Origin of the sequence: Escherichia sp. E1130, from assembly GCF_005781065.1 — a bacterium.
Classification (GTDB): Bacteria; Pseudomonadota; Gammaproteobacteria; order Enterobacterales; family Enterobacteriaceae; genus Escherichia.
This window is the reverse complement of record NZ_VATL01000015.1, coordinates 132,525-150,807: the sequence shown is the minus strand read 5'-3', so window position 1 is coordinate 150,807 and position 18,283 is coordinate 132,525. Positions and strand designations below refer to the sequence as shown.

21 protein-coding genes are annotated in these 18,283 nt (G+C 51.5%); 8 read left to right on the top strand and 13 right to left on the bottom strand.

What is annotated here, in order from left to right:
* Positions 1–53: 53 nt before the first annotated feature.
* From hemW to yggS, 5 genes are read right to left on the bottom strand one after another with little or no spacing between them, the layout of a single operon-like run.
* Positions 54–1,190 (bottom strand): radical SAM family heme chaperone HemW, encoded by a 1,137-nt coding sequence (gene hemW / locus FEK66_RS14380; protein ID WP_135495039.1) that lies wholly within the window; start codon positions 1,188–1,190, stop codon positions 54–56.
* Positions 1,183–1,776, bottom strand: a complete 594-nt coding sequence (locus FEK66_RS14375; RefSeq protein WP_130207915.1) for an XTP/dITP diphosphatase — start codon at positions 1,774–1,776, stop codon at positions 1,183–1,185. The genes hemW and FEK66_RS14375 overlap by 8 nt, the downstream gene beginning before the upstream one ends.
* Before the next feature lie 7 nt (positions 1,777–1,783).
* Complete coding sequence (gene yggU, locus FEK66_RS14370; RefSeq protein ID WP_001277222.1) at positions 1,784–2,074, bottom strand: DUF167 family protein YggU; 291 nt, start codon at positions 2,072–2,074, stop codon at positions 1,784–1,786.
* On the bottom strand, positions 2,071–2,637 hold the full coding sequence (gene yggT / locus FEK66_RS14365; RefSeq protein ID WP_001094831.1) for an osmotic shock tolerance protein YggT: 567 nt from the start codon (positions 2,635–2,637) through the stop codon (positions 2,071–2,073). Before yggT ends, yggU begins: the two co-directional genes overlap by 4 nt.
* A gap of 17 nt (positions 2,638–2,654) precedes the next feature.
* Positions 2,655–3,359: a pyridoxal phosphate homeostasis protein gene (gene yggS, locus FEK66_RS14360; RefSeq protein ID WP_000997795.1), complete on the bottom strand. Its 705-nt coding sequence runs from the start codon at positions 3,357–3,359 to the stop codon at positions 2,655–2,657.
* Positions 3,360–3,376: 17 nt separating this feature from the next.
* On the opposite strand from yggS, the gene FEK66_RS14355 reads away from it, so the two are divergent.
* Positions 3,377–4,357: a type IV pilus twitching motility protein PilT gene (locus FEK66_RS14355; RefSeq protein WP_001349546.1), complete on the top strand. Its 981-nt coding sequence runs from the start codon at positions 3,377–3,379 to the stop codon at positions 4,355–4,357.
* Positions 4,358–4,584: 227 nt separating this feature from the next.
* Here FEK66_RS14355 and ruvX read toward each other — a convergent pair whose 3' ends face one another.
* The 8 genes from ruvX to metK form a co-directional block, all read right to left on the bottom strand.
* A complete protein-coding gene (gene ruvX, locus FEK66_RS14350; protein WP_000017111.1) occupies positions 4,585–5,001 on the bottom strand; it encodes a Holliday junction resolvase RuvX in 417 nt (138 codons plus the stop codon).
* A complete protein-coding gene (locus tag FEK66_RS14345) occupies positions 5,001–5,564 on the bottom strand; it encodes a YqgE/AlgH family protein (protein ID WP_130207909.1) in 564 nt (187 codons plus the stop codon). Before FEK66_RS14345 ends, ruvX begins: the two co-directional genes overlap by 1 nt.
* Before the next feature lie 108 nt (positions 5,565–5,672).
* Positions 5,673–6,623, bottom strand: a complete 951-nt coding sequence (gene gshB, locus FEK66_RS14340) for a glutathione synthase (protein WP_130207907.1) — start codon at positions 6,621–6,623, stop codon at positions 5,673–5,675.
* 12 nt (positions 6,624–6,635) lie between these two features.
* On the bottom strand, positions 6,636–7,367 hold the full coding sequence (rsmE, locus tag FEK66_RS14335) for a 16S rRNA (uracil(1498)-N(3))-methyltransferase (RefSeq protein ID WP_130207905.1): 732 nt from the start codon (positions 7,365–7,367) through the stop codon (positions 6,636–6,638).
* Positions 7,368–7,445: 78 nt separating this feature from the next.
* Positions 7,446–8,153, bottom strand: coding sequence for a deoxyribonuclease I (gene endA / locus FEK66_RS14330; protein WP_130207903.1), 708 nt, complete (start codon positions 8,151–8,153; stop codon positions 7,446–7,448).
* Positions 8,154–8,247: 94 nt separating this feature from the next.
* Positions 8,248–8,745, bottom strand: coding sequence for a SprT family zinc-dependent metalloprotease (locus FEK66_RS14325; protein WP_130259425.1), 498 nt, complete (start codon positions 8,743–8,745; stop codon positions 8,248–8,250).
* A gap of 76 nt (positions 8,746–8,821) precedes the next feature.
* Positions 8,822–10,216: a galactose/proton symporter gene (gene galP / locus FEK66_RS14320; RefSeq protein ID WP_130207899.1), complete on the bottom strand. Its 1,395-nt coding sequence runs from the start codon at positions 10,214–10,216 to the stop codon at positions 8,822–8,824.
* Between the two features lie 435 nt (positions 10,217–10,651).
* The gene (gene metK / locus FEK66_RS14315) at positions 10,652–11,806 is read right to left on the bottom strand and encodes a methionine adenosyltransferase (RefSeq protein WP_130207895.1); all 1,155 of its coding nucleotides are present in this window, start codon (positions 11,804–11,806) and stop codon (positions 10,652–10,654) included.
* Positions 11,807–11,861: 55 nt separating this feature from the next.
* Between metK and FEK66_RS26230 the strand changes: the two genes are divergently transcribed.
* The 7 genes from FEK66_RS26230 (at position 11,862) to FEK66_RS14290 (ending at position 18,222) form a co-directional block, all read left to right on the top strand.
* Positions 11,862–12,113, top strand: a complete 252-nt coding sequence (locus FEK66_RS26230) for a hypothetical protein (RefSeq protein WP_130207893.1) — start codon at positions 11,862–11,864, stop codon at positions 12,111–12,113.
* Between the two features lie 110 nt (positions 12,114–12,223).
* Positions 12,224–12,367 carry a protein YqgG gene (yqgG, locus tag FEK66_RS26225; RefSeq protein WP_001297404.1) on the top strand — a complete coding sequence of 48 codons (144 nt, stop codon included), beginning with the start codon at positions 12,224–12,226 and terminating at the stop codon, positions 12,365–12,367.
* A gap of 93 nt (positions 12,368–12,460) precedes the next feature.
* Positions 12,461–12,592, top strand: a complete 132-nt coding sequence (gene yqgB / locus FEK66_RS14310; protein ID WP_001338822.1) for an acid stress response protein YqgB — start codon at positions 12,461–12,463, stop codon at positions 12,590–12,592.
* Between the two features lie 8 nt (positions 12,593–12,600).
* On the top strand, positions 12,601–14,577 hold the full coding sequence (gene speA, locus FEK66_RS14305; RefSeq protein ID WP_010347927.1) for a biosynthetic arginine decarboxylase: 1,977 nt from the start codon (positions 12,601–12,603) through the stop codon (positions 14,575–14,577).
* A 145-nt stretch (positions 14,578–14,722) separates the two neighbouring features.
* Entirely contained in the window at positions 14,723–15,454 is a 732-nt protein-coding gene (locus tag FEK66_RS14300; protein ID WP_130207889.1) for a hypothetical protein, read from the top strand.
* A 135-nt stretch (positions 15,455–15,589) separates the two neighbouring features.
* On the top strand, positions 15,590–16,510 hold the full coding sequence (gene speB, locus FEK66_RS14295; RefSeq protein ID WP_000105566.1) for an agmatinase: 921 nt from the start codon (positions 15,590–15,592) through the stop codon (positions 16,508–16,510).
* A gap of 149 nt (positions 16,511–16,659) precedes the next feature.
* Positions 16,660–18,222, top strand: a complete 1,563-nt coding sequence (locus FEK66_RS14290; protein ID WP_130207887.1) for a DUF1266 domain-containing protein — start codon at positions 16,660–16,662, stop codon at positions 18,220–18,222.
* Positions 18,223–18,283 lie beyond the last annotated feature (61 nt).

Here is an 18,283-nt window from a genome sequence, read left to right as displayed (position 1 = left end):
ACGCATGAGTTGTAGCCGGATGTTGCGTACACGCCGCATCCGGCAATACAAATTTACTCAGCCAGAAAAAGCTCCAGCAGCGAATTTAAAAACAACTTCCCATGTTCCGTTATCTGCCAGTAATCCGCACATTCTGTGAGATAGCCCTGAGCGATAGCCTCGTCTAACTGAGGGCGAATAACCTCTTCTGAAAGGCCAGTATACTGGCTAAACTCCACGCGCGGCGCGGCCTCCAGCAGACGGAAGCGATTCATAAAGAACTCAAACGGCTTATCTGCGGCTTCGACATCACGCTGGCTTTCCAGATACCGCCCCTGCATAAAACCGCGCGGATGCCGCGTTTTGGTGGTACGCAGAATGCGCCCATCCGGGAAGGTCACTTTGCCGTGCGCGCCGCAGCCAATACCGATGTAGTCGCCAAATCGCCAGTAGTTGAGATTGTGCTGGCACTGATAACCGGGCTTGGCGTAAGCGGAAGTTTCATATTGCTGATAACCTGCAGCGGTTAACAACTGATGCCCCTGTTCGAAAATATCCCATAACGCATCCTCGTCCGGCAGTACGGGAGGGCGCGAGCCAAACAGCGTATTGGGTTCGATGGTCAGTTGATACCAGGAAAGATGCGGCGGATTCAGTTCAATGGCCTGGCGCAGATCGCCTAGCGCCTCTTCCAGTGATTGATCCGGCAGCCCGTGCATCAAATCGAGGTTAAAGCTACGCAGCCCCAGTCCGCTTGCCAGTTTTGCTGCACGTTTCGCTTCTTGCGGGCCATGAATGCGTCCAAGTCGTTTCAGCTTTTCTTCGCTAAAACTCTGCACACCAATAGAGATGCGGTTCACACCAGCACGCTGATAATCAACAAAGCGATCGGTTTCAACCGTACCAGGGTTCGCTTCCATAGTAATTTCTGCATCCGCTGCCAGCGGCAAACGCGCACGTACGCCGTCCAGCAGCGTTTGCATCGCCGGGCCGGAAAGCAGGCTCGGCGTACCGCCGCCAATAAAGATTGTCTGCACTTCACGGCCCTGAGCGTAAGCCACATCGTTGTCCAGATCGCAAAGCAGATGCTGAACGTAATCGTCGTGCGGCACTTCCCCTTTCAACGCGTGAGAGTTGAAATCGCAGTACGGGCATTTCTGCACGCACCACGGGATGTGAATGTAGAGACTCAGCGGCGGTAATTTAACCATTACGTAAAGCGTCCAGCAGCAGTTTCAACGCCCGACCACGGTGAGAAATGGCGCTCTTTTCTTCGCGGGTCAGTTCGGCAGCGGTTTTCCCTTCGGAAGGTACGAAGAAGATTGGATCATAACCAAAGCCGCCAGTACCCGCTGGTTCACGAGTAATCACGCCCGGCCAGCTGCCGTGGCACACCAGCGGAGTGGGATCTTCCGCGTGACGCAGATATACCAGCACGCAGTGGAAACGCGCCTGACGTTGGTCGTCCGGTACGTCTTTCAGTGTTTCCAGCAGTTTTTGCAGATTCTTTTGATCGGTCGCGTCTTCACCGGAATAACGCGCGGAGTAAATACCCGGCGCGCCACCCAGCGCATCTACCGCCAGACCGGAGTCGTCGGCAATTGCCGGTAAACCGGTCACTTTTGCCGCATGGCGCGCTTTCAGAATCGCGTTTTCGATAAAGGTCAGGCCGGTTTCTTCAGCGGAATCTACGCCGAGGTCTGTTTGGGCCACGATATCAAGACCGAAGTCGCTAAGCAGCGACGCCAGCTCACGCACTTTACCGGCATTGCCGGTTGCGAGGACAACTTTTTGCATAGGATACCTAATTAATTAACGCCGCGATTTCTGGCGGGATTTGTTGCGGATTAATGATTTTAATTTGTTTGTGGCGGCCAAGTTCGCCTTTCTCAATCACCACCTGACTTTTGGCAACCCGGAATTGCTTACCGAGAAACTTCACCAGATGGCTGTTGGCCTGACCGTCAACTGGCGGCGCGGTAATGGCGACTTTTACCTCGTCGCCATGTAAACCGACAATAGAATCACGGCTGGCTTTCGGCTGAATATAGAGCCGTAAAACCAGACCGTCATCATTAACTGTTACGGCACTCATAACGCCATCCACAGTCCCGGCAGCAGCATGTTTCCGGTCGCCTGCAGCACTTCTGCGACACCCATATTAATGACATACAGTAGCAGAACGAGGATCATCGGCGAGAAATCAATCCCACCCATTGCCGGTAGCAGGCGTCGAATCGGGCGCAGCAGCGGATCGGCAAGCTGAATCAGCACGTATTCAATTGGGCTACGACCCTGGCTTACCCAGCTCATAATCGCCATCACCAGCAGGACCCAGAAAATCAGCAGGCCGATGGTTTTCAGCAGAATCAATAAACCGGCAATCCAGATGATCGGCAGGAAGGTCACCACTTTAAACAGCACGATGGCTTTGATGAAACTGAGAATATAGGCAACCAGCAGCGAGGCGCTATCAATTGGCCCCATTGCCGGAATAACGCGGCGCAGTGGCCCGATAATCGGTTGTGTCACCTTCACCACAAACTGTGAGAAAGGGTTATAAAAATCACAATGAGCCCACTGCATCCAGATGCGTAATAACAGCACCATGGTATACAGCTCAATGACCGTTGAAAGCAGGAAAGTCAACGTATTCATGGCGTTCTTAAGATTCCTTATTTTTTAGAGTAATCACGTGCACCAAAGATGGCAGTGCCGATACGAACCATCGTGCTACCTGCCGCAATGGCGGCTTCCATATCGTCCGACATTCCCAGAGAGAGCGTGTCGATATGCGGGTAGCGCGTTTTCAGTCCGGCAAATGCTACAGCCATTTGGCGTGCAACTTCAAACTGCCTTACATATTCTGACTCAGGCGCCGGGATTGCCATCAGCCCGCGTAGACGTAAACGCGGTAGTTCAGCGACCGCAGCTGCCAGCTCGTCCAGTTCCGCCAGTTGAATCCCTGACTTGCTGTTTTCATCACTAATATTAATTTGAATCAGTACGTTAAGAGGGGGAAGTTCTGCCGGTCGCTGGTCGTTCAGGCGTGTGGCGATACGCAAACGGTCGATGGTATGACACCAGTCGAAATGCTCTGCCACCAGGCGGCTTTTATTAGACTGCAACGGGCCAATAAAATGCCATTCTAATCCTGTTACGCCCAGCTCCTGAAAGTGGCGAATTTTATCTACCCCTTCCTGAACGTAGTTTTCACCAAATTGACGCTGCCCGGCATCAATGGCTTCTGCGATGGCGCTCGCAGGTTTTGTTTTACTGACTGCAAGCAGCGTAATTTCTTCTGGAGAACGGCCGCAACGCGTTGCAGCCGCTGAGATTTTGTCCCGGACCTGTGCCAGGTTATGCGCAATATCGTTCATTTTCCGAGGATCTTAGTATGAATATGGAAGAAATTGTGGCCCTTAGTGTAAAGCATAACGTCTCTGATCTACACCTGTGCAGCGCCTGGCCCGCACGATGGCGCATTCGCGGCAGAATGGAAGCTGCGCCGTTTGATGCGCCGGACGTCGAAGAGCTACTGCGGGAGTGGCTGGATGACGATCAGCGGGCAATATTGCTGGAGAATGGTCAGCTGGATTTTGCCGTGTCGCTGGCGGAAAACCAGCGATTGCGCGGCAGTGCGTTCGCGCAGCGGCAAGGCATATCTCTGGCGTTACGGCTGTTACCTTCGCACTGCCCGCAGCTCGAACAGCTTGGCGCACCACCGGTATTGCCGGAATTACTCAAGAGCGAGAATGGACTGATTCTGGTGACGGGGGCGACGGGGAGTGGTAAATCCACCACGCTGGCGGCAATGGTTGGCTATCTCAATCAACATGCCGATGCGCATATTCTGACGCTGGAAGATCCTGTGGAATATCTCTATGCCAGCCAGCGATGTTTGATCCAGCAGCGGGAAATTGGTTTGCACTGTATGACGTTCGCATCGGGATTGCGGGCCGCATTGCGGGAGGATCCTGATGTGATTTTGCTCGGAGAGCTGCGTGACAGCGAGACAATCCGTCTGGCGCTAACGGCGGCAGAAACCGGGCACCTGGTGCTGGCGACATTACACACGCGCGGCGCAGCGCAGGCAGTTGAGCGACTGGTGGATTCGTTTCCGGCGCAGGAAAAAGATCCCGTGCGTAATCAACTGGCAGGTAGTTTACGGGCGGTGTTGTCACAAAAGCTGGAAGTGGATAAACAGGAAGGACGCGTGGCGCTGTTTGAATTACTGATTAACACACCTGCGGTGGGGAATTTGATTCGCGAAGGGAAAACCCACCAGTTACCGCATGTTATTCAAACCGGGCAGCAGGTGGGGATGATAACGTTTCAGCAGAGTTATCAACAGCGGGTGGGGGAAGGGCGTTTATGACGTTGCTGTGCCTGATACGAATTGTAAACATGCCCGATGCGCAAGCTTATCGGGCCTACAAACGTAGTCATTCACGCCGCGTCCGGCAATGAACGTCTGATGCGACGCTGATGCGTCTTATCAGACCTACGACCGCTGCCACATGTGGGCTGGATAAGGCGTTCACGCCGCATCCGGCAAGATGGCGGGATGACGGTAACGACTATCCGCCAGGCTTTTAAATCGCCTTAATATCCTTGCTCGAAATAACTTTCGAGAATAATAACCGCAGAGGCAGAGTCGACTTTGCCTTTGTTGAGCGCCCGATAGCCGCCCTGTTCAAACAGACCGGAACGCGCTTCCACGGTGCTAAGACGCTCGTCATGGAGCTTTACTTCAACACCGAAACGGCCATGAATACGGTTGGCAAATTTACGCGCTCTGGCAGTCAATGGTTGCTCGGTGCCGTCCATATTCAGCGGCAAACCGACGATGATTTCGTCTGGCTGCCACTCTTTCAGTAAACGCTCGATAAGGTTCCAGTCCGGCGTACCGTCCTGTGCTTTAATTGCGGGCAGCGGGCGAGCGGTGCCAGTAATGCGTTGGCCGACCGCTACGCCAATGCTTTTGGTGCCGAAGTCGAAGGCGAGTAATGTTCCGCTCATCAGGCATGCCCTGCCACACCAGGCATGGTGAGAATATCAACACCAATCAGCCTTGCCGCATCGCGCCAGCGGTCGGCTATCGGTGTTTTGAACAGAATATTCAGATCTGCCGGGGCGGTTAACCACGCGTTATCGAGAATTTCTTGTTCCAGTTGGCCTTTATCCCAGGAGGAGTAACCAAGGGCTACCATCACGTCAGCAGGTTGTTTATCGGTGCCGAGTGTTTCCAGCACATCGCGGGAAGTGGTCATCACCGTGTTATCTGAAATGCGAATGCTGGACGCAAAATTGGATGGAGGAGTATGCAAAATAAACCCGCGATCTTCAGCCAGCGGGCCGCCAAGCATAACCGGTTTGTCCAGACGGACAGATTCATCACGCGGCTCCGGCGTGATCTTCAGCTTTTCCAGAATCCCTTCAATTTTGAGATTTTCCAGTGGCTTGTTAATGATGATCCCCATTGCTCCATTGGTATTATGTTCGCAAATGTAGACCACGGAACGACGGAAAATCGGATCCTGGAGAGCAGGCATGGCAATAAGAAAGTGATGCTGTAAATTCATTGTCAGAGGTTCTGTTTCCTGGTTCAAAAAAGCAACAGCGCCCAGTATGCGTGGAAAGTATGGCGCTGTCACTCATAGTCTCAACGAGATCCCTCTCGCTAAACAGGGTTACTGCTGCTGTAATCGTGCTTCAATAGCATCCATTAACATTCCGGTGATAGACACCGGAAACTCTGCTTCAATCTCACGAATACAGGTTGGACTGGTGACATTAATTTCAGTCAGGCGGTCACCGATAATATCCAGACCAACAAAAATCAGCCCTTTTTCTTTCAGCGTCGGTCCTACCTGACGGGCGATTTTCCAGTCGCTTTCCGTTAGCGGACGAGGTTCGCCACGGCCACCGGCAGCCAAATTGCCACGGGTTTCGCCGCCCTGTGGAATACGCGCCAGACAGTACGGTACTGGTTCGCCATCCACCACCAGCACGCGCTTGTCACCATCTTTAATCGCTGGCAGATAATTTTGTGCCATGCAGTAGCGAGTGCCGTGCTCAGTCAAGGTTTCGGCAATCACACCAAGGTTCGGATCGCCTTCTTTCACGCGGAAAATCGACGCGCCACCCATACCGTCCAGCGGCTTAAGAATGATGTCGCTGTGTTTTTCCCAGAACGCTTTCAACTGCGCTTTATTGCGCGTGACCAGCGTTTCTGGCGTTAAGTCAGAGAACCATGCGGTAAACAGTTTCTCGTTACAGTCGCGCAGGCTCTGCGGCTTGTTAACAATCAGCGTTCCTTTCTCTTCGGCGCGTTCCAGAATATAGGTCGCGTAGATAAACTCGGTATCAAACGGCGGATCTTTACGCATCAGAATCACGTCGAGATCGGCCAGTTGCAGATCCTGCTCACCCGTGAACTCGTACCATTTATCGTAGTTCTGTTCGACGCTCAAAGTACGGGTACGAGCGCGAGCCTCACCATTGATCAAATAGAGATCGGCCATCTCCATATAGTGAAGTTCGTAACCACGACGCTGTGCTTCCAGCAACATAGCGAAACTGGAATCTTTCTTGATGTTGATGCTTGCGATGGGGTCCATCACGATGCCGAGCTTGATCATTATTCTTCTCCGTTAGCCCAGATCGCCAAAACGCACTTGTAGCGCGGTAATGGCGGTGAGCGCAGTTGTCTCAGTACGCAGAACGCGAGGTCCCAACAGGATATCAGTAAATTGATAGCGGGCAGTCATGGCAATTTCATCTGCCGACAAACCGCCTTCCGGGCCAATCAGCAAGCGGACGCGTTCGACTGGTAACGGCAGCGTGTTGATGCTGTTACTGGCGCGCGGGTGAAGATTGAGTTTCAAGCCTTCATCTTGCTCTGCACACCAGGCTTCCAGATCCATCGCCGGACGGATTTCTGGTACCCGATTACGACCACACTGCTCGCAGGCGGCAATTGCAATTTTCTGCCACTGCTGGAGCTTCTTGTTCAAACGTTCACTATCCAGTTTAACGCCGCAGCGTTCAGAAAAAAGTGGCGTAATGAGGCTTACGCCAAGTTCTATCGATTTCTGGATAGTGAATTCCATTTTTTCTCCGCGCGACATCACCTGACCGAGGTGAATATGCAAGGGAGATTCACGATCGTCTACCTGGCCTTCCAGCACTTTAACTTCCACGCTTTTTTTGCTGGCGCTGGTGATTTCTGCGTCAAAGACCTGGTTGCTGCCGTCAAATAACTGTAATGCCTGACCTGGCCCCATACGCAGGACGCGCCCGATATGGTTAGCGGCATCTTCACAAAGCGCGATCTGCGAATTGCTGGTGAGTGGTTCAGGATGATAAATGCGGGGGATACGCATGGTTAAATATCCGCGTCGTCTCCCCACGCGGTTGCGCGCGTGGGGCAGGGTTAACAAAAAGAATTTCGCTAGTGTAGGTTAGCTCTTTCGCGCCTGGCAAGCGCGTTGCACATACGGGTTGTGATTGCCTTGCACCTTCGCGATGCGTTCGTCACGCTCACACTCCCAGTCGGTGACCGGATACATTTTGTTCCAGGCGTTAAACAGCTGCGTTTGCTGGCGTGAGAGTGTCAGGTTGTACTGGTCACGCATGTAGAAGTAAATCCGCGCAATGGAACCACGGGCATGAGCTGGCGGTTCAGCAACTTTTTCTTTGAAATCAATCTTCATGGCGCACTGCCCATACTGGCCCTCGCCGCCATTCCACTGGCTGTACATAAAGTTGCCGCGATCGCCGTTCACTTCACCTATCGCGGGCTGCAGGTTATGCATATCGCTTTCCATTTGGCGATAAACCGGATCTTTAGCGCAGTTTTTACGACCGCCTTCCTGCCAGCACTGACGCTGGTGGCCGAACTGCCAGGCGGGAACAACATGTTCCCACTCTACGCGGCTGGCGCGGTTTTCATTTTTGCGCACCTGATACCCGCACGACTCCAGATCCACGATGCCTTTTTTACCCTGCCAGTTGATTTTACATCCGCAGTAAAATGTTCCCGGCACATCAGCGTAGACTTTTACCGCTGCTGTTTTCGCCTGGGAAAAACTATTGATGCCTTCGGCTAACGCCGTGCCGGATAATGCTGCGCTCAGTACCACCGCAGCCACAGACAAATTACGGTACATCACTTACTCCGTGTTAAAACGAGCGAGCAACGTAGCGAAAGTTGTTTTGGTATGCAATCAGCCAGATCAGTAAAATTCCTGATAGTTCTGCTGGTTATTGAGCAACCAGTTGTTCTCCGCAGTGAACGCAGCGATAGACGGCTTCGCCTCGTACCACGCGGTTATGACGACGTACGGTAAGCTGATGCTCCTGGCATTTGCAACGGTAGGGGAAAGTGTTACGGCGCACGGATTGCAGTTCAAACTGATGCGTACGGCGGGCGGGAACGCCCAGCACGCTTTCCATCATCCACTTCCACTCTTTGCCATGTGGCGCTACGCGACCGAAGTGCTTCCACACCAGCAGATGCGCCAGTTCGTGTGGCACCACTTCTTCAATAAAGGCTTCACTGTTTTCCAACAGCAAAACGGGATTGAGGCGAATTTCATAGCTTTCCAGCCAGGCCGTTCCGGCGGATGTGCCACGCTGGGTATAAGAGAGTTTTGGCTCCGGATAGTTACGCCCCAGCTTCAGGTTGGCCTGGGCGAGTTTTTCCCGCAGGCGACGCATAACAGCCTGTTGAATGGCGATAGGGAGACGGGATGTTTTCATAGCGGCAGAGGATAGAGCGAAGAAAAGATGACTGCAAGAGGTGGCTTCCTCCGCGACGGGAGGAAGCCTGAGGAGATTAATCGTGAGCGCCGATTTCGCGCAGTTTACGACCTTTCATCAGATTACGTTCAATGTGTTCCAGCGAAACGTGTTTGGTTTCCGGCACCAGCCACAGTGTCAGCAGGATAAACAGCACATTCAGACCTGCGTAAACCCAGAAGGTATTGGCGTTGCCCAGCGTGTTGAGCATGGTCAGGAAGGTTGCGCCGACAATCATGTTGGCAATCCAGTTGGTGGCGGTGGAGCAGGTGATACCGAAGTCGCGGCCTTTCAGCGGCTGGATTTCAGAACACAGTACCCAAATCAACGGACCCGCGCTCATGGCAAAACCGACAATAAACATCAGCAGCATGGCGATGGCGAAATACTGCGCCGACGGTGAGTGAATACCGATGTGCATCATTGTACCCAGTACGCCCATGCCCACAGCCATCACCATGAAGCCCAGCGTCAACGTTGGTTTACGTCCCCAACGGTCAACAAGACCGATTGCGATAAAGGTGGCAAGTACGTTGGTCAGGCCGACAATCACGGTCCCCCACATTTGTTCCGTCGTGTTGGTATATCCCGCCAGTTCGAAGATTTTTGGCGCGTAATACATGATGACGTTCATCCCGGTGAATTGCTGCATCACCTGCAACAGTACACCCAGGAACACCGCGCGACGGAAGTTACTGTTCTCTTTAAACAGCGCCCAACCGCTCTGTTTAACCTGCAAACTTTCACGGATTTCATCCAGTTCACGTTTCGCTTCCGCGCTGGTGTCGCGCAGGCGCAGTAGCACGCGTTCGGCATCAACAAAGCGGCGTTTAGCGGCAAACCAACGTGGGCTGTCTGGCAGGAAGAAGACGCCAATCAGTAGCAGAATTGCCGGGATGATAATCACACCCAGCATCCAGCGCCATGCGCCGGTGTAGCTGAAGGCGGTATCAGAAAGATAAGCACCGAGGATCCCGATAGTGATCATCAACTGATACATCGAGATCATACTGCCGCGGATTTTCTCTGGCGCAATTTCGGAGAGGTACAGCGGCGCGGTATAGGAGGCCACACCTACCGCCAGTCCCAGCAGCACGCGGGAAAGAATCAGCACTTCAACGTTCGGTGCAGCAGCAGAGAACAGCGAACCGGCAACAAACAGGATTGCGCCGATCATCAGGCTTTTTTTGCGCCCGAGTTTAAAGGAGAGCCAGCCGCTACCCACCGCACCGACTGCCGCACCGAACATCATGGAGCTTACGACCCATTCTTGCGTGTGCGAAGTAATCTGGAATTCATCTGCAATAAACGGCAGTGCGCCAGCAATTACACCGATATCCAGGCCAAAGAGTAATCCCGCCAGAGCGGCAAGGAAGCAGACGAAAAACGTCATTGCCTTGTTTGACCGCCCCTGTTTTTTAGCGTCAGGCATGATGCCCTCCAATATGGTTATTTTTTATTGTGAATTAAGATAGGTGAGTACGACGTAAAAAGATGTGAAGCAAATCACATCAGTGTAATCGCTTATACTAACATTCATTATGATTATAATTTAAGTGTATGAAAATAATTGAGTTATATAATCATAGGTTAAACACAGTTATCTGCATTTAAGACTTAACTGAAAAGAAATGTAACGATTATAAAAAATGAATCATACGATGAAAATATTGTGAATATTTGCTCTGTGTTGCTGGTGTAATCGGTTTCAATCGTGATGATGATTTGCGGGTAAAACGTGTTCAGGAAGAATGATGTCATTGCGCGGGCGGCTTTTTGCCGGATGCGGCGTGAACGCCTATCCACCGCGGTGAGGTAAAAGAAAAGGCCAGCTCGAGGCTGGCCTTTGAAAGCAGGTGAAGAAAGATTACTTCAGACCGGCAGCTTCACGCAGCAGTTGCGCTTTGTCGGTTTTTTCCCACGGGAAATGTTCGCGACCAAAGTGACCGTATGCTGCGGTTTCTTTGTAGATCGGGTGCAGCAGATCCAGCATCTGAATCAGACCGTATGGACGCAGGTCGAAGAACTCACGTACCAGCAGGGTCAGCTGTTCAGAAGGCACTTTCTCGGTACCGAAAGTTTCCACCATGATGGAGGTCGGTTCAGCCACGCCAATTGCGTAGGAAACCTGAATTTCGCAACGGTCAGCCAGGCCAGCAGCAACGATGTTTTTCGCGACATAACGAGCTGCGTACGCTGCGGAACGGTCCACTTTTGATGGATCTTTACCGGAGAACGCGCCGCCACCGTGACGTGCCATGCCGCCGTAGGTATCTACGATAATTTTACGACCAGTCAGACCGCAGTCACCCATCGGGCCGCCGATAACAAAACGTCCGGTCGGGTTGATGAAGAATTTGGTTGCGGAAGTCAGCCATTCAGCCGGCAGAATCGGCTTGATGATCTCTTCCATTACCGCTTCTTGCAGCGATTTCTGGTCGATATCTTCAGAGTGCTGAGTGGAAAGCACAACAGCATCGATGCCAACGATTTTGCCGTCGTCATACTGGAAAGTCACCTGGCTTTTCGCGTCCGGGCGCAGCCACGGCAGAGTGCCGTTTTTACGCACTTCAGCCTGACGCTGTACCAGACGGTGTGCATAGGTGATAGGTGCTGGCATCAGCACGTCGGTTTCGTTGGTTGCGTAGCCAAACATCAGACCCTGGTCGCCCGCGCCCTGTTCCAGCGGATCGGCACGGTCAACGCCCTGGTTGATGTCAGGAGATTGTTTGCCGATGGCGCTCAGGACCGCACAGGAGTTAGCGTCAAAGCCCATGTCGGAATGTACATAGCCAATTTCGCGAACGGTGTTACGGGTGATCTCTTCGATGTCTACCCAGGCGCTGGTGGTGATTTCACCGCCAACTAAAACCATGCCGGTTTTTACGTAGGTTTCGCAAGCAACGCGTGCTTTCGGATCCTGTTCGAGGATCGCGTCTAAAACGGCATCAGAGATTTGGTCAGCAATTTTGTCAGGATGCCCTTCAGAGACGGACTCGGACGTAAAAAGGTGTTTTGCCATATTTAATATCACCTAAAGAGAATTTGGTTAGCTCAAACTGTTGTGTGGATTTTCTGTGGTAGCGGATCCTACCACGACTCGACAGGTTAAAAACACTGGCAGTCTGAGTGTTAATCAGTATGGATGGATTAACATCTGGATGGCTATTTTAGGTCAATCCTTCACCCGATTTCCACTTTTTTTTGAATCGTGTCTCATTCTGTTAAAAACGTGGCTGGAAATTTTTCCTGACAATGCTGGCATTCTTTGTATTTATCTTTTGCAATTTTCTGCCATTGTGGGGTATAAAACGCGACGCGCGGCTTAAATAAAAAGCACACGACGTTTCTTTCGTGTTGCCACTTCCAGCCGGGTTGAAATCAGAGTTTTGGCTTGTGGGTTCGTCTTAACGGGCGACCGTGGAGGTGATACGAAATAATGAACCGTTGTCTGCTGCTTAACCTGTCTCACCGTTCTGGTGAAGATTCGTTCCCCGCACTCTGCATCTCTGCTTTGCATACCTGCCGATGTTATACCCATCTCGGCGCTTCTCAGGATTCAAGAGCTGGTTACAGTTACTGAGGACTGAACAAGGGCGCTCTTGTAAAAACAAGAGTTTTCTCGTGGTTTCGCCGAACTGTCACACTTACGTTCGGTTATGTGCTTAATAATGTTATGAAAAAGAAACCGGTTGCGCAGTCGGAGCGTCAGCATACACTGCTGGAAAATCCATGTGCTTATGGGTTGTTATCGCAGTTTCAGGCTGCGATAGTGGTTAACTGTTTTACACTTAATAAAATAATTTGAGGTTCGCTATGTCTGACGACATGTCTATGAGTTTGCCTTCGTCAGCGGGCGAACACGGTGTACTACGCTCCATGCAGGAGGTTGCAATGAGCTCCCAGGAAGCCAGCAAGATGCTGCGTACTTACAATATTGCCTGGTGGGGCAATAACTACTATGACGTTAACGAGCTGGGCCACATCAGCGTGTGCCCGGACCCGGACGTACCGGAAGCTCGCGTCGATCTCGCGCAGTTGGTGAAAACCCGCGAAGCACAGGGCCAGCGTCTGCCTGCACTGTTCTGTTTCCCGCAGATCCTGCAGCACCGTTTGCGTTCCATAAACGCCGCGTTTAAACGTGCGCGTGAATCCTACGGTTATAACGGTGACTACTTCCTCGTTTATCCGATCAAAGTTAACCAGCATCGCCGCGTGATTGAGTCCCTGATTCATTCTGGCGAACCGTTGGGGCTGGAAGCAGGCTCGAAAGCAGAGTTGATGGCGGTGCTGGCGCATGCTGGCATGACCCGCAGCGTGATTGTCTGTAATGGTTATAAAGACCGCGAATATATCCGCCTGGCATTAATTGGCGAGAAGATGGGCCACAAGGTTTATCTGGTCATTGAGAAGATGTCAGAAATCGCCATTGTGCTGGATGAAGCAGAGCGTCTGAATGTCGTTCCTCGTCTGGGCGTGCGTGCACGTCTGGCCTCACAAGGCTCGGGTAAATGGCAATCTTCCGGCGGGGAAAAATCGAAGTTCGGCCTGGCAGCGACTCAGGTACTGCAATTGGTTGAAACGCTGCGTGAAGCCGGGCGTCTCGACAGCCTGCAATTGCTGCACTTCCACCTTGGTTCGCAGATGGCGAATATTCGCGATATCGCCACGGGCGTTCGTGAATCCGCACGTTTCTATGTGGAACTGCACAAGCTGGGCGTCAATATTCAGTGCTTCGACGTCGGCGGCGGTCTGGGCGTGGACTATGAAGGTACCCGTTCGCAGTCCGACTGCTCCGTAAACTATGGCCTCAATGAATATGCCAACAATATCATCTGGGCGATTGGTGATGCGTGTGAAGAAAATGGTCTGCCGCATCCGACGGTAATCACCGAATCGGGTCGTGCGGTGACTGCGCATCACACCGTGCTGGTGTCTAATATCATCGGCGTGGAACGTAACGAATACACGGTGCCGACCGCGCCCGCAGAAGATGCGCCGCGCGCACTGCAAAGCATGTGGGAAACCTGGCAGGAAATGCACGAACCGGGAACTCGCCGTTCTCTGCGTGAATGGTTGCACGACAGCCAGATGGATCTGCACGATATTCATATCGGCTACTCTTCTGGCACCTTTAGCCTGCAAGAACGCGCATGGGCTGAGCAGCTTTATTTGAGCATGTGCCATGAAGTGCAGAAGCAACTGGACCCGCAAAACCGCGCTCATCGCCCGATTATCGACGAGCTGCAGGAACGTATGGCGGACAAAATGTACGTCAACTTCTCGCTGTTCCAGTCGATGCCGGATGCGTGGGGGATCGACCAGTTGTTCCCGGTACTGCCGCTGGAAGGGCTGGATCAAGTGCCGGAACGCCGCGCTGTGCTGCTGGATATTACCTGTGACTCTGACGGTGCTATCGACCACTATATCGATGGTGACGGTATTGCCACGACAATGCCAATGCCGGAGTACGATCCGGAGAATCCGCCGATGCTCGGTTTCTTTATGGTCGGCGCATATCAGGAGATCCTCGGCAACATGCACAACCTGTTCGGTGATACCGAAGCGGTTGACGTGTTCGTCTTCCCTGACGGCAGCGTAGAAGTGGAACTGTCTGACGAAGGCGATACCGTGGCGGACATGCTGCAATATGTACAGCTCGATCCGAAAACGCTGTTAACTCAGTTCCGTGATCAAGTGAAGAAAACCGATCTTGATGCTGAACTGCAACAACAGTTCCTGGAAGAGTTCGAGGCAGGTTTGTACGGTTATACCTATCTTGAAGATGAATAATTAAGATTATTCCGCTGGCGGGTCGATTTATTTACGTAAATTGGCCCGCTTTCTTTTTATATATTCTTAAAAATAATTTAGCTGCTTTTCTTATTAAATAATCTCCCTACAATCGCTGCATTAATTAAATGCAGAGGGAACGGTTATGAAAAAATGGAAAGTACGTAGCGCGTTGGTGGCATTAATCGTGCTGCTGGCAGGTTGCGCAAGTAATGCGCAGTATAATAGCAGTGCATCGGGCAATGTCGGCACCGCCTGGGGTGGAGATGTGCACTCAACGGTTCAGGGCGTATCTGCTGAGCGAGCCTGGCGCGATCCGGCGGAGATGATCGTTATTAGTTATTCGACTAATGTTCCTTCCGGCTACGACCGCGTTTATAGCATTCGTATTAACGAACTGGAATATGCTATTCGCGATGGTAATTTTAATTCTCTACCTATTACGCGGGTTTATGATTCATCAAATAATGAACCACGCTATATTGTCCATGCCAGAGTAGGAATGAATTATCAATTATATGTCCGCAATTACAGTCGTAACACCAACTACGAGATCGTTGCTACGGTTGATGGCCTGGATGTTCTGAACGGTAAGCAAGGTTCGCTGAATAACAACGGTTATATTGTGAATGCCGGAGATTCGTTAGCGATTAAAGGATTCCGCAAAGATAAACATACCGAAGCGGCTTTTCAGTTCGCCAACGTTGCTGATTCCTACGCAGCCAATTCGGCGCAAGGCGATGTGCGTAATATCGGTGTAATCGGCTTTGCCGCCTTTGAATTACAAGGCCCGGCGCAAAACGCGCTGCCGCCGTGCTCTGGGCAAGCGTTTCCGGCGGACAACAATGGCTATGCGCCGCCGCCGTGCCGTAAATAGTAACCTTGCTTGATGCCTCGCCCATTTAGGGCGATAATTAGCACAAACTTGTGTTTCGCAAATCCAACCCTTCCTCGTCGGGCCTAACGACGCGGAAGGGTTTTTTTATATCGACTTTGTAATAGGAGTCCATCCATGAGCACCTTAGGTCATCAATACGATAACTCACTGGTTTCCAACGCCTTTGGTTTTTTACGCCTGCCGATGAACTTCCAGCCGTATGACAGCGATGCTGACTGGGTAATTACTGGCGTGCCGTTCGATATGGCCACTTCTGGTCGTGCGGGTGGTCGTCACGGTCCGGCAGCTATCCGTCAGGTTTCGACGAATCTGGCCTGGGAACACAACCGCTTCCCGTGGAATTTCGACATGCGTGAGCGTCTGAACGTGGTGGACTGCGGTGATCTGGTATATGCCTTCGGCGATGCCCGTGAGATGAGCGAGAAGCTGCAGGCGCACGCCGAGAAGCTGCTGGCTGCTGGTAAGCGTATGCTCTCCTTCGGTGGTGACCATTTTGTTACGCTGCCGCTGCTGCGTGCACATGCGAAGCATTTCGGCAAAATGGCGCTGGTACACTTTGATGCCCACACCGATACCTACGCGAACGGTTGTGAATTTGACCACGGCACCATGTTCTATACCGCGCCGAAAGAAGGTCTGATCGACCCGAATCATTCCGTGCAGATTGGTATTCGTACCGAGTTTGATAAAGACAACGGCTTTACCGTGCTGGACGCCTGCCAGGTGAACGATCGCAGCGTGGATGACGTTATCGCCCAGGTGAAACAGATTGTGGGTGATATGCCGGTTTACCTGACCTTTGATATCGACTGCCTGGATCCTGCTTTCGCGCCGGGAACCGGTACGCCGGTAATTGGCGGCCTGACCTCCGATCGCGCCATTAAACTGGTACGCGGCCTGAAAGATCTCAACATCGTTGGGATGGACGTAGTGGAAGTGGCTCCGGCATACGATCAGTCGGAAATCACCGCTCTGGCAGCGGCGACGCTGGCGCTGGAGATGCTGTATATTCAGGCGGCGAAAAAGGGCGAGTAAGTAATCTGCCAGGTTGAATTTTTTGCACAGTCCCTTGTCTGGCACAAGGGACTTATCATTTAAAACCTATCCTGTTAATTAAGTCATCTTTACCCTGACTGCTGTTTTTTAATGGATTGTTATTATCGCGTTTTTAATGGAATAAATAGATGAAACGCACTCTTCCCTGGAAGCCTCTTCTTTGTTTGTTATTTCTTTTATCAACTGGCTGCGATAGAGCAGAAAAACAGAAAATTGCCGCACAGCTGCAACAAGACAAAGAGGCCATTTCCTCTGTCGTCAAAAAGAGTTATCACGCATTATGTGGCCCTGAGTTTGTCACCAGCACAGATTCGCACGATCGCCTTGCGGAAATGCAGCAAGTATTTACGCCTGCTTTAATGGAGCCTGTACTGAAATACTGGCAAGAGTCACCCAAAACGTGTAAACGACGTTTCCCCAGTTATAGCGATCCTTTAGCGACCTTCGTCGAAGGCGACAAGGCGCAGATTGGTGCTTTTTTTGGTCACCAATCTGATATTGATATTCCAATGGAATTAATCCGGGAAGGGGATGGTAAATGGAAGATTGCTGCGATTGATATTGCATCGTTACACGAGTTTGAAAAAAACGGTCGGGTTACTGATGAGGTGCAGAAAAAAATAGATTTGCTTAAAAAACGCTCATTCAAGCAACATATGGATTCCCCTGTGTTGACGAGGACCGCGCCAGACCGGGTCAGTGAGTCCCCTTTGACATCGGTGGAGCAAACAGTTACGGAGCAAGACTCTTCCTGGCTGGATGTCTTACTGACAATAGGAAAATATGCCCTTTATCTGGTAGCGATAATACTTATTCTCGCATTTGTGGCTGTTTTGTGGATTGGTTATGGCCTGGTGTTCGCCGGACATCGCCTTTTCAAAGCATCCTGTAAAGATCCCTCAATTCAAAAAATTCCTGCGGCTGAACGTTGGGCGATGGCAGTCGGCGCGCCTTATGCCATTGCGGGTAACAATCACTGGGCGCGACGAGTCGTTAATGATGATTCCGTGGAAGCAGAGAATGATTGCAAAAGTGAAGTTGAGTCACTTGCTGACATGTGGGGCGTCTTTGATCGGGATTCGTTACTTGAGCAACTCTTAGCTTTGTTTGTAGCAGGGCATCGTTCAGTTTATGAAGAACAGATCAAAAACGATAGCGAAATGCCGGATGCTGAGTATCGCGCGTTCGCTCAGCAATTAGCTCAGAACGCGAAATCAAGTAGCGAAGCGAAAGAGCGTTTGTGGCAGCTACAGATGGTCAGAAAAAATCGACGTAAAATATGCGACATAGATTTTTGTGCCTGGGATATGGTGCGTTTTGTCATGCTATGTAATAGCGGGGCGCAAGTGGGATACATTACCCAGCGTGAAATGGTCGATTTTTCGATGCTGGCAGCCAGACGCGTGCAGCAACATTATAGAAGCTGGCGCGAATTGGCCGGACATTTTTTGCTGGCCCGTTGGTACTGGAAAGCAACGGATAAACGGCACCTGATTACCCATATTCTTTTTAAGAAAGCCATTACATCTTTATTAAAAGAGCAGGGGAGTCCGTGGCGTACTTTACCCTGGGATACTCCATTACCTGAAGGAACAGAGACGGCTTTTGCCTGGGCTTGTGGCGTAAGCACTGCCGATGTAGTAGAGGTGCGATTGGATACACCAGAGAAAGCAATCTACGAAGCGAATTGATGCCCCAAATGATTGAGCTTGTTTAATGACTGTGGCCGGCCCTGAATGAAAATTTCTCCGA

What these genes read in the sequence shown, in the direction of transcription:
- yqgG (WP_001297404.1), top strand. Translation starts at nt 12,224, where the DNA reads ATGAACCGTTGTCTGCTGCTTAACCTGTCTCACCGTTCTGGTGAAGAT.
- rsmE (WP_130207905.1), bottom strand. Translation starts at nt 7,367, where the DNA reads ATGCGTATCCCCCGCATTTATCATCCTGAACCACTCACCAGCAATTCG.
- gshB (WP_130207907.1), bottom strand. Translation starts at nt 6,623, where the DNA reads ATGATCAAGCTCGGCATCGTGATGGACCCCATCGCAAGCATCAACATC.
- ruvX (WP_000017111.1), bottom strand. Translation starts at nt 5,001, where the DNA reads ATGAGCGGAACATTACTCGCCTTCGACTTCGGCACCAAAAGCATTGGC.
- endA (WP_130207903.1), bottom strand. Translation starts at nt 8,153, where the DNA reads ATGTACCGTAATTTGTCTGTGGCTGCGGTGGTACTGAGCGCAGCATTA.
- yqgB (WP_001338822.1), top strand. Translation starts at nt 12,461, where the DNA reads ATGAAAAAGAAACCGGTTGCGCAGTCGGAGCGTCAGCATACACTGCTG.
- FEK66_RS14300 (WP_130207889.1), top strand. Translation starts at nt 14,723, where the DNA reads ATGAAAAAATGGAAAGTACGTAGCGCGTTGGTGGCATTAATCGTGCTG.
- speA (WP_010347927.1), top strand. Translation starts at nt 12,601, where the DNA reads ATGTCTGACGACATGTCTATGAGTTTGCCTTCGTCAGCGGGCGAACAC.
- yggT (WP_001094831.1), bottom strand. Translation starts at nt 2,637, where the DNA reads ATGAATACGTTGACTTTCCTGCTTTCAACGGTCATTGAGCTGTATACC.
- galP (WP_130207899.1), bottom strand. Translation starts at nt 10,216, where the DNA reads ATGCCTGACGCTAAAAAACAGGGGCGGTCAAACAAGGCAATGACGTTT.
- FEK66_RS14345 (WP_130207909.1), bottom strand. Translation starts at nt 5,564, where the DNA reads ATGAATTTACAGCATCACTTTCTTATTGCCATGCCTGCTCTCCAGGAT.
- yggU (WP_001277222.1), bottom strand. Translation starts at nt 2,074, where the DNA reads ATGAGTGCCGTAACAGTTAATGATGACGGTCTGGTTTTACGGCTCTAT.
- speB (WP_000105566.1), top strand. Translation starts at nt 15,590, where the DNA reads ATGAGCACCTTAGGTCATCAATACGATAACTCACTGGTTTCCAACGCC.
- yggS (WP_000997795.1), bottom strand. Translation starts at nt 3,359, where the DNA reads ATGAACGATATTGCGCATAACCTGGCACAGGTCCGGGACAAAATCTCA.
- hemW (WP_135495039.1), bottom strand. Translation starts at nt 1,190, where the DNA reads ATGGTTAAATTACCGCCGCTGAGTCTCTACATTCACATCCCGTGGTGC.
- FEK66_RS14355 (WP_001349546.1), top strand. Translation starts at nt 3,377, where the DNA reads ATGAATATGGAAGAAATTGTGGCCCTTAGTGTAAAGCATAACGTCTCT.
- metK (WP_130207895.1), bottom strand. Translation starts at nt 11,806, where the DNA reads ATGGCAAAACACCTTTTTACGTCCGAGTCCGTCTCTGAAGGGCATCCT.
- FEK66_RS14290 (WP_130207887.1), top strand. Translation starts at nt 16,660, where the DNA reads ATGAAACGCACTCTTCCCTGGAAGCCTCTTCTTTGTTTGTTATTTCTT.
- FEK66_RS14325 (WP_130259425.1), bottom strand. Translation starts at nt 8,745, where the DNA reads ATGAAAACATCCCGTCTCCCTATCGCCATTCAACAGGCTGTTATGCGT.
- FEK66_RS14375 (WP_130207915.1), bottom strand. Translation starts at nt 1,776, where the DNA reads ATGCAAAAAGTTGTCCTCGCAACCGGCAATGCCGGTAAAGTGCGTGAG.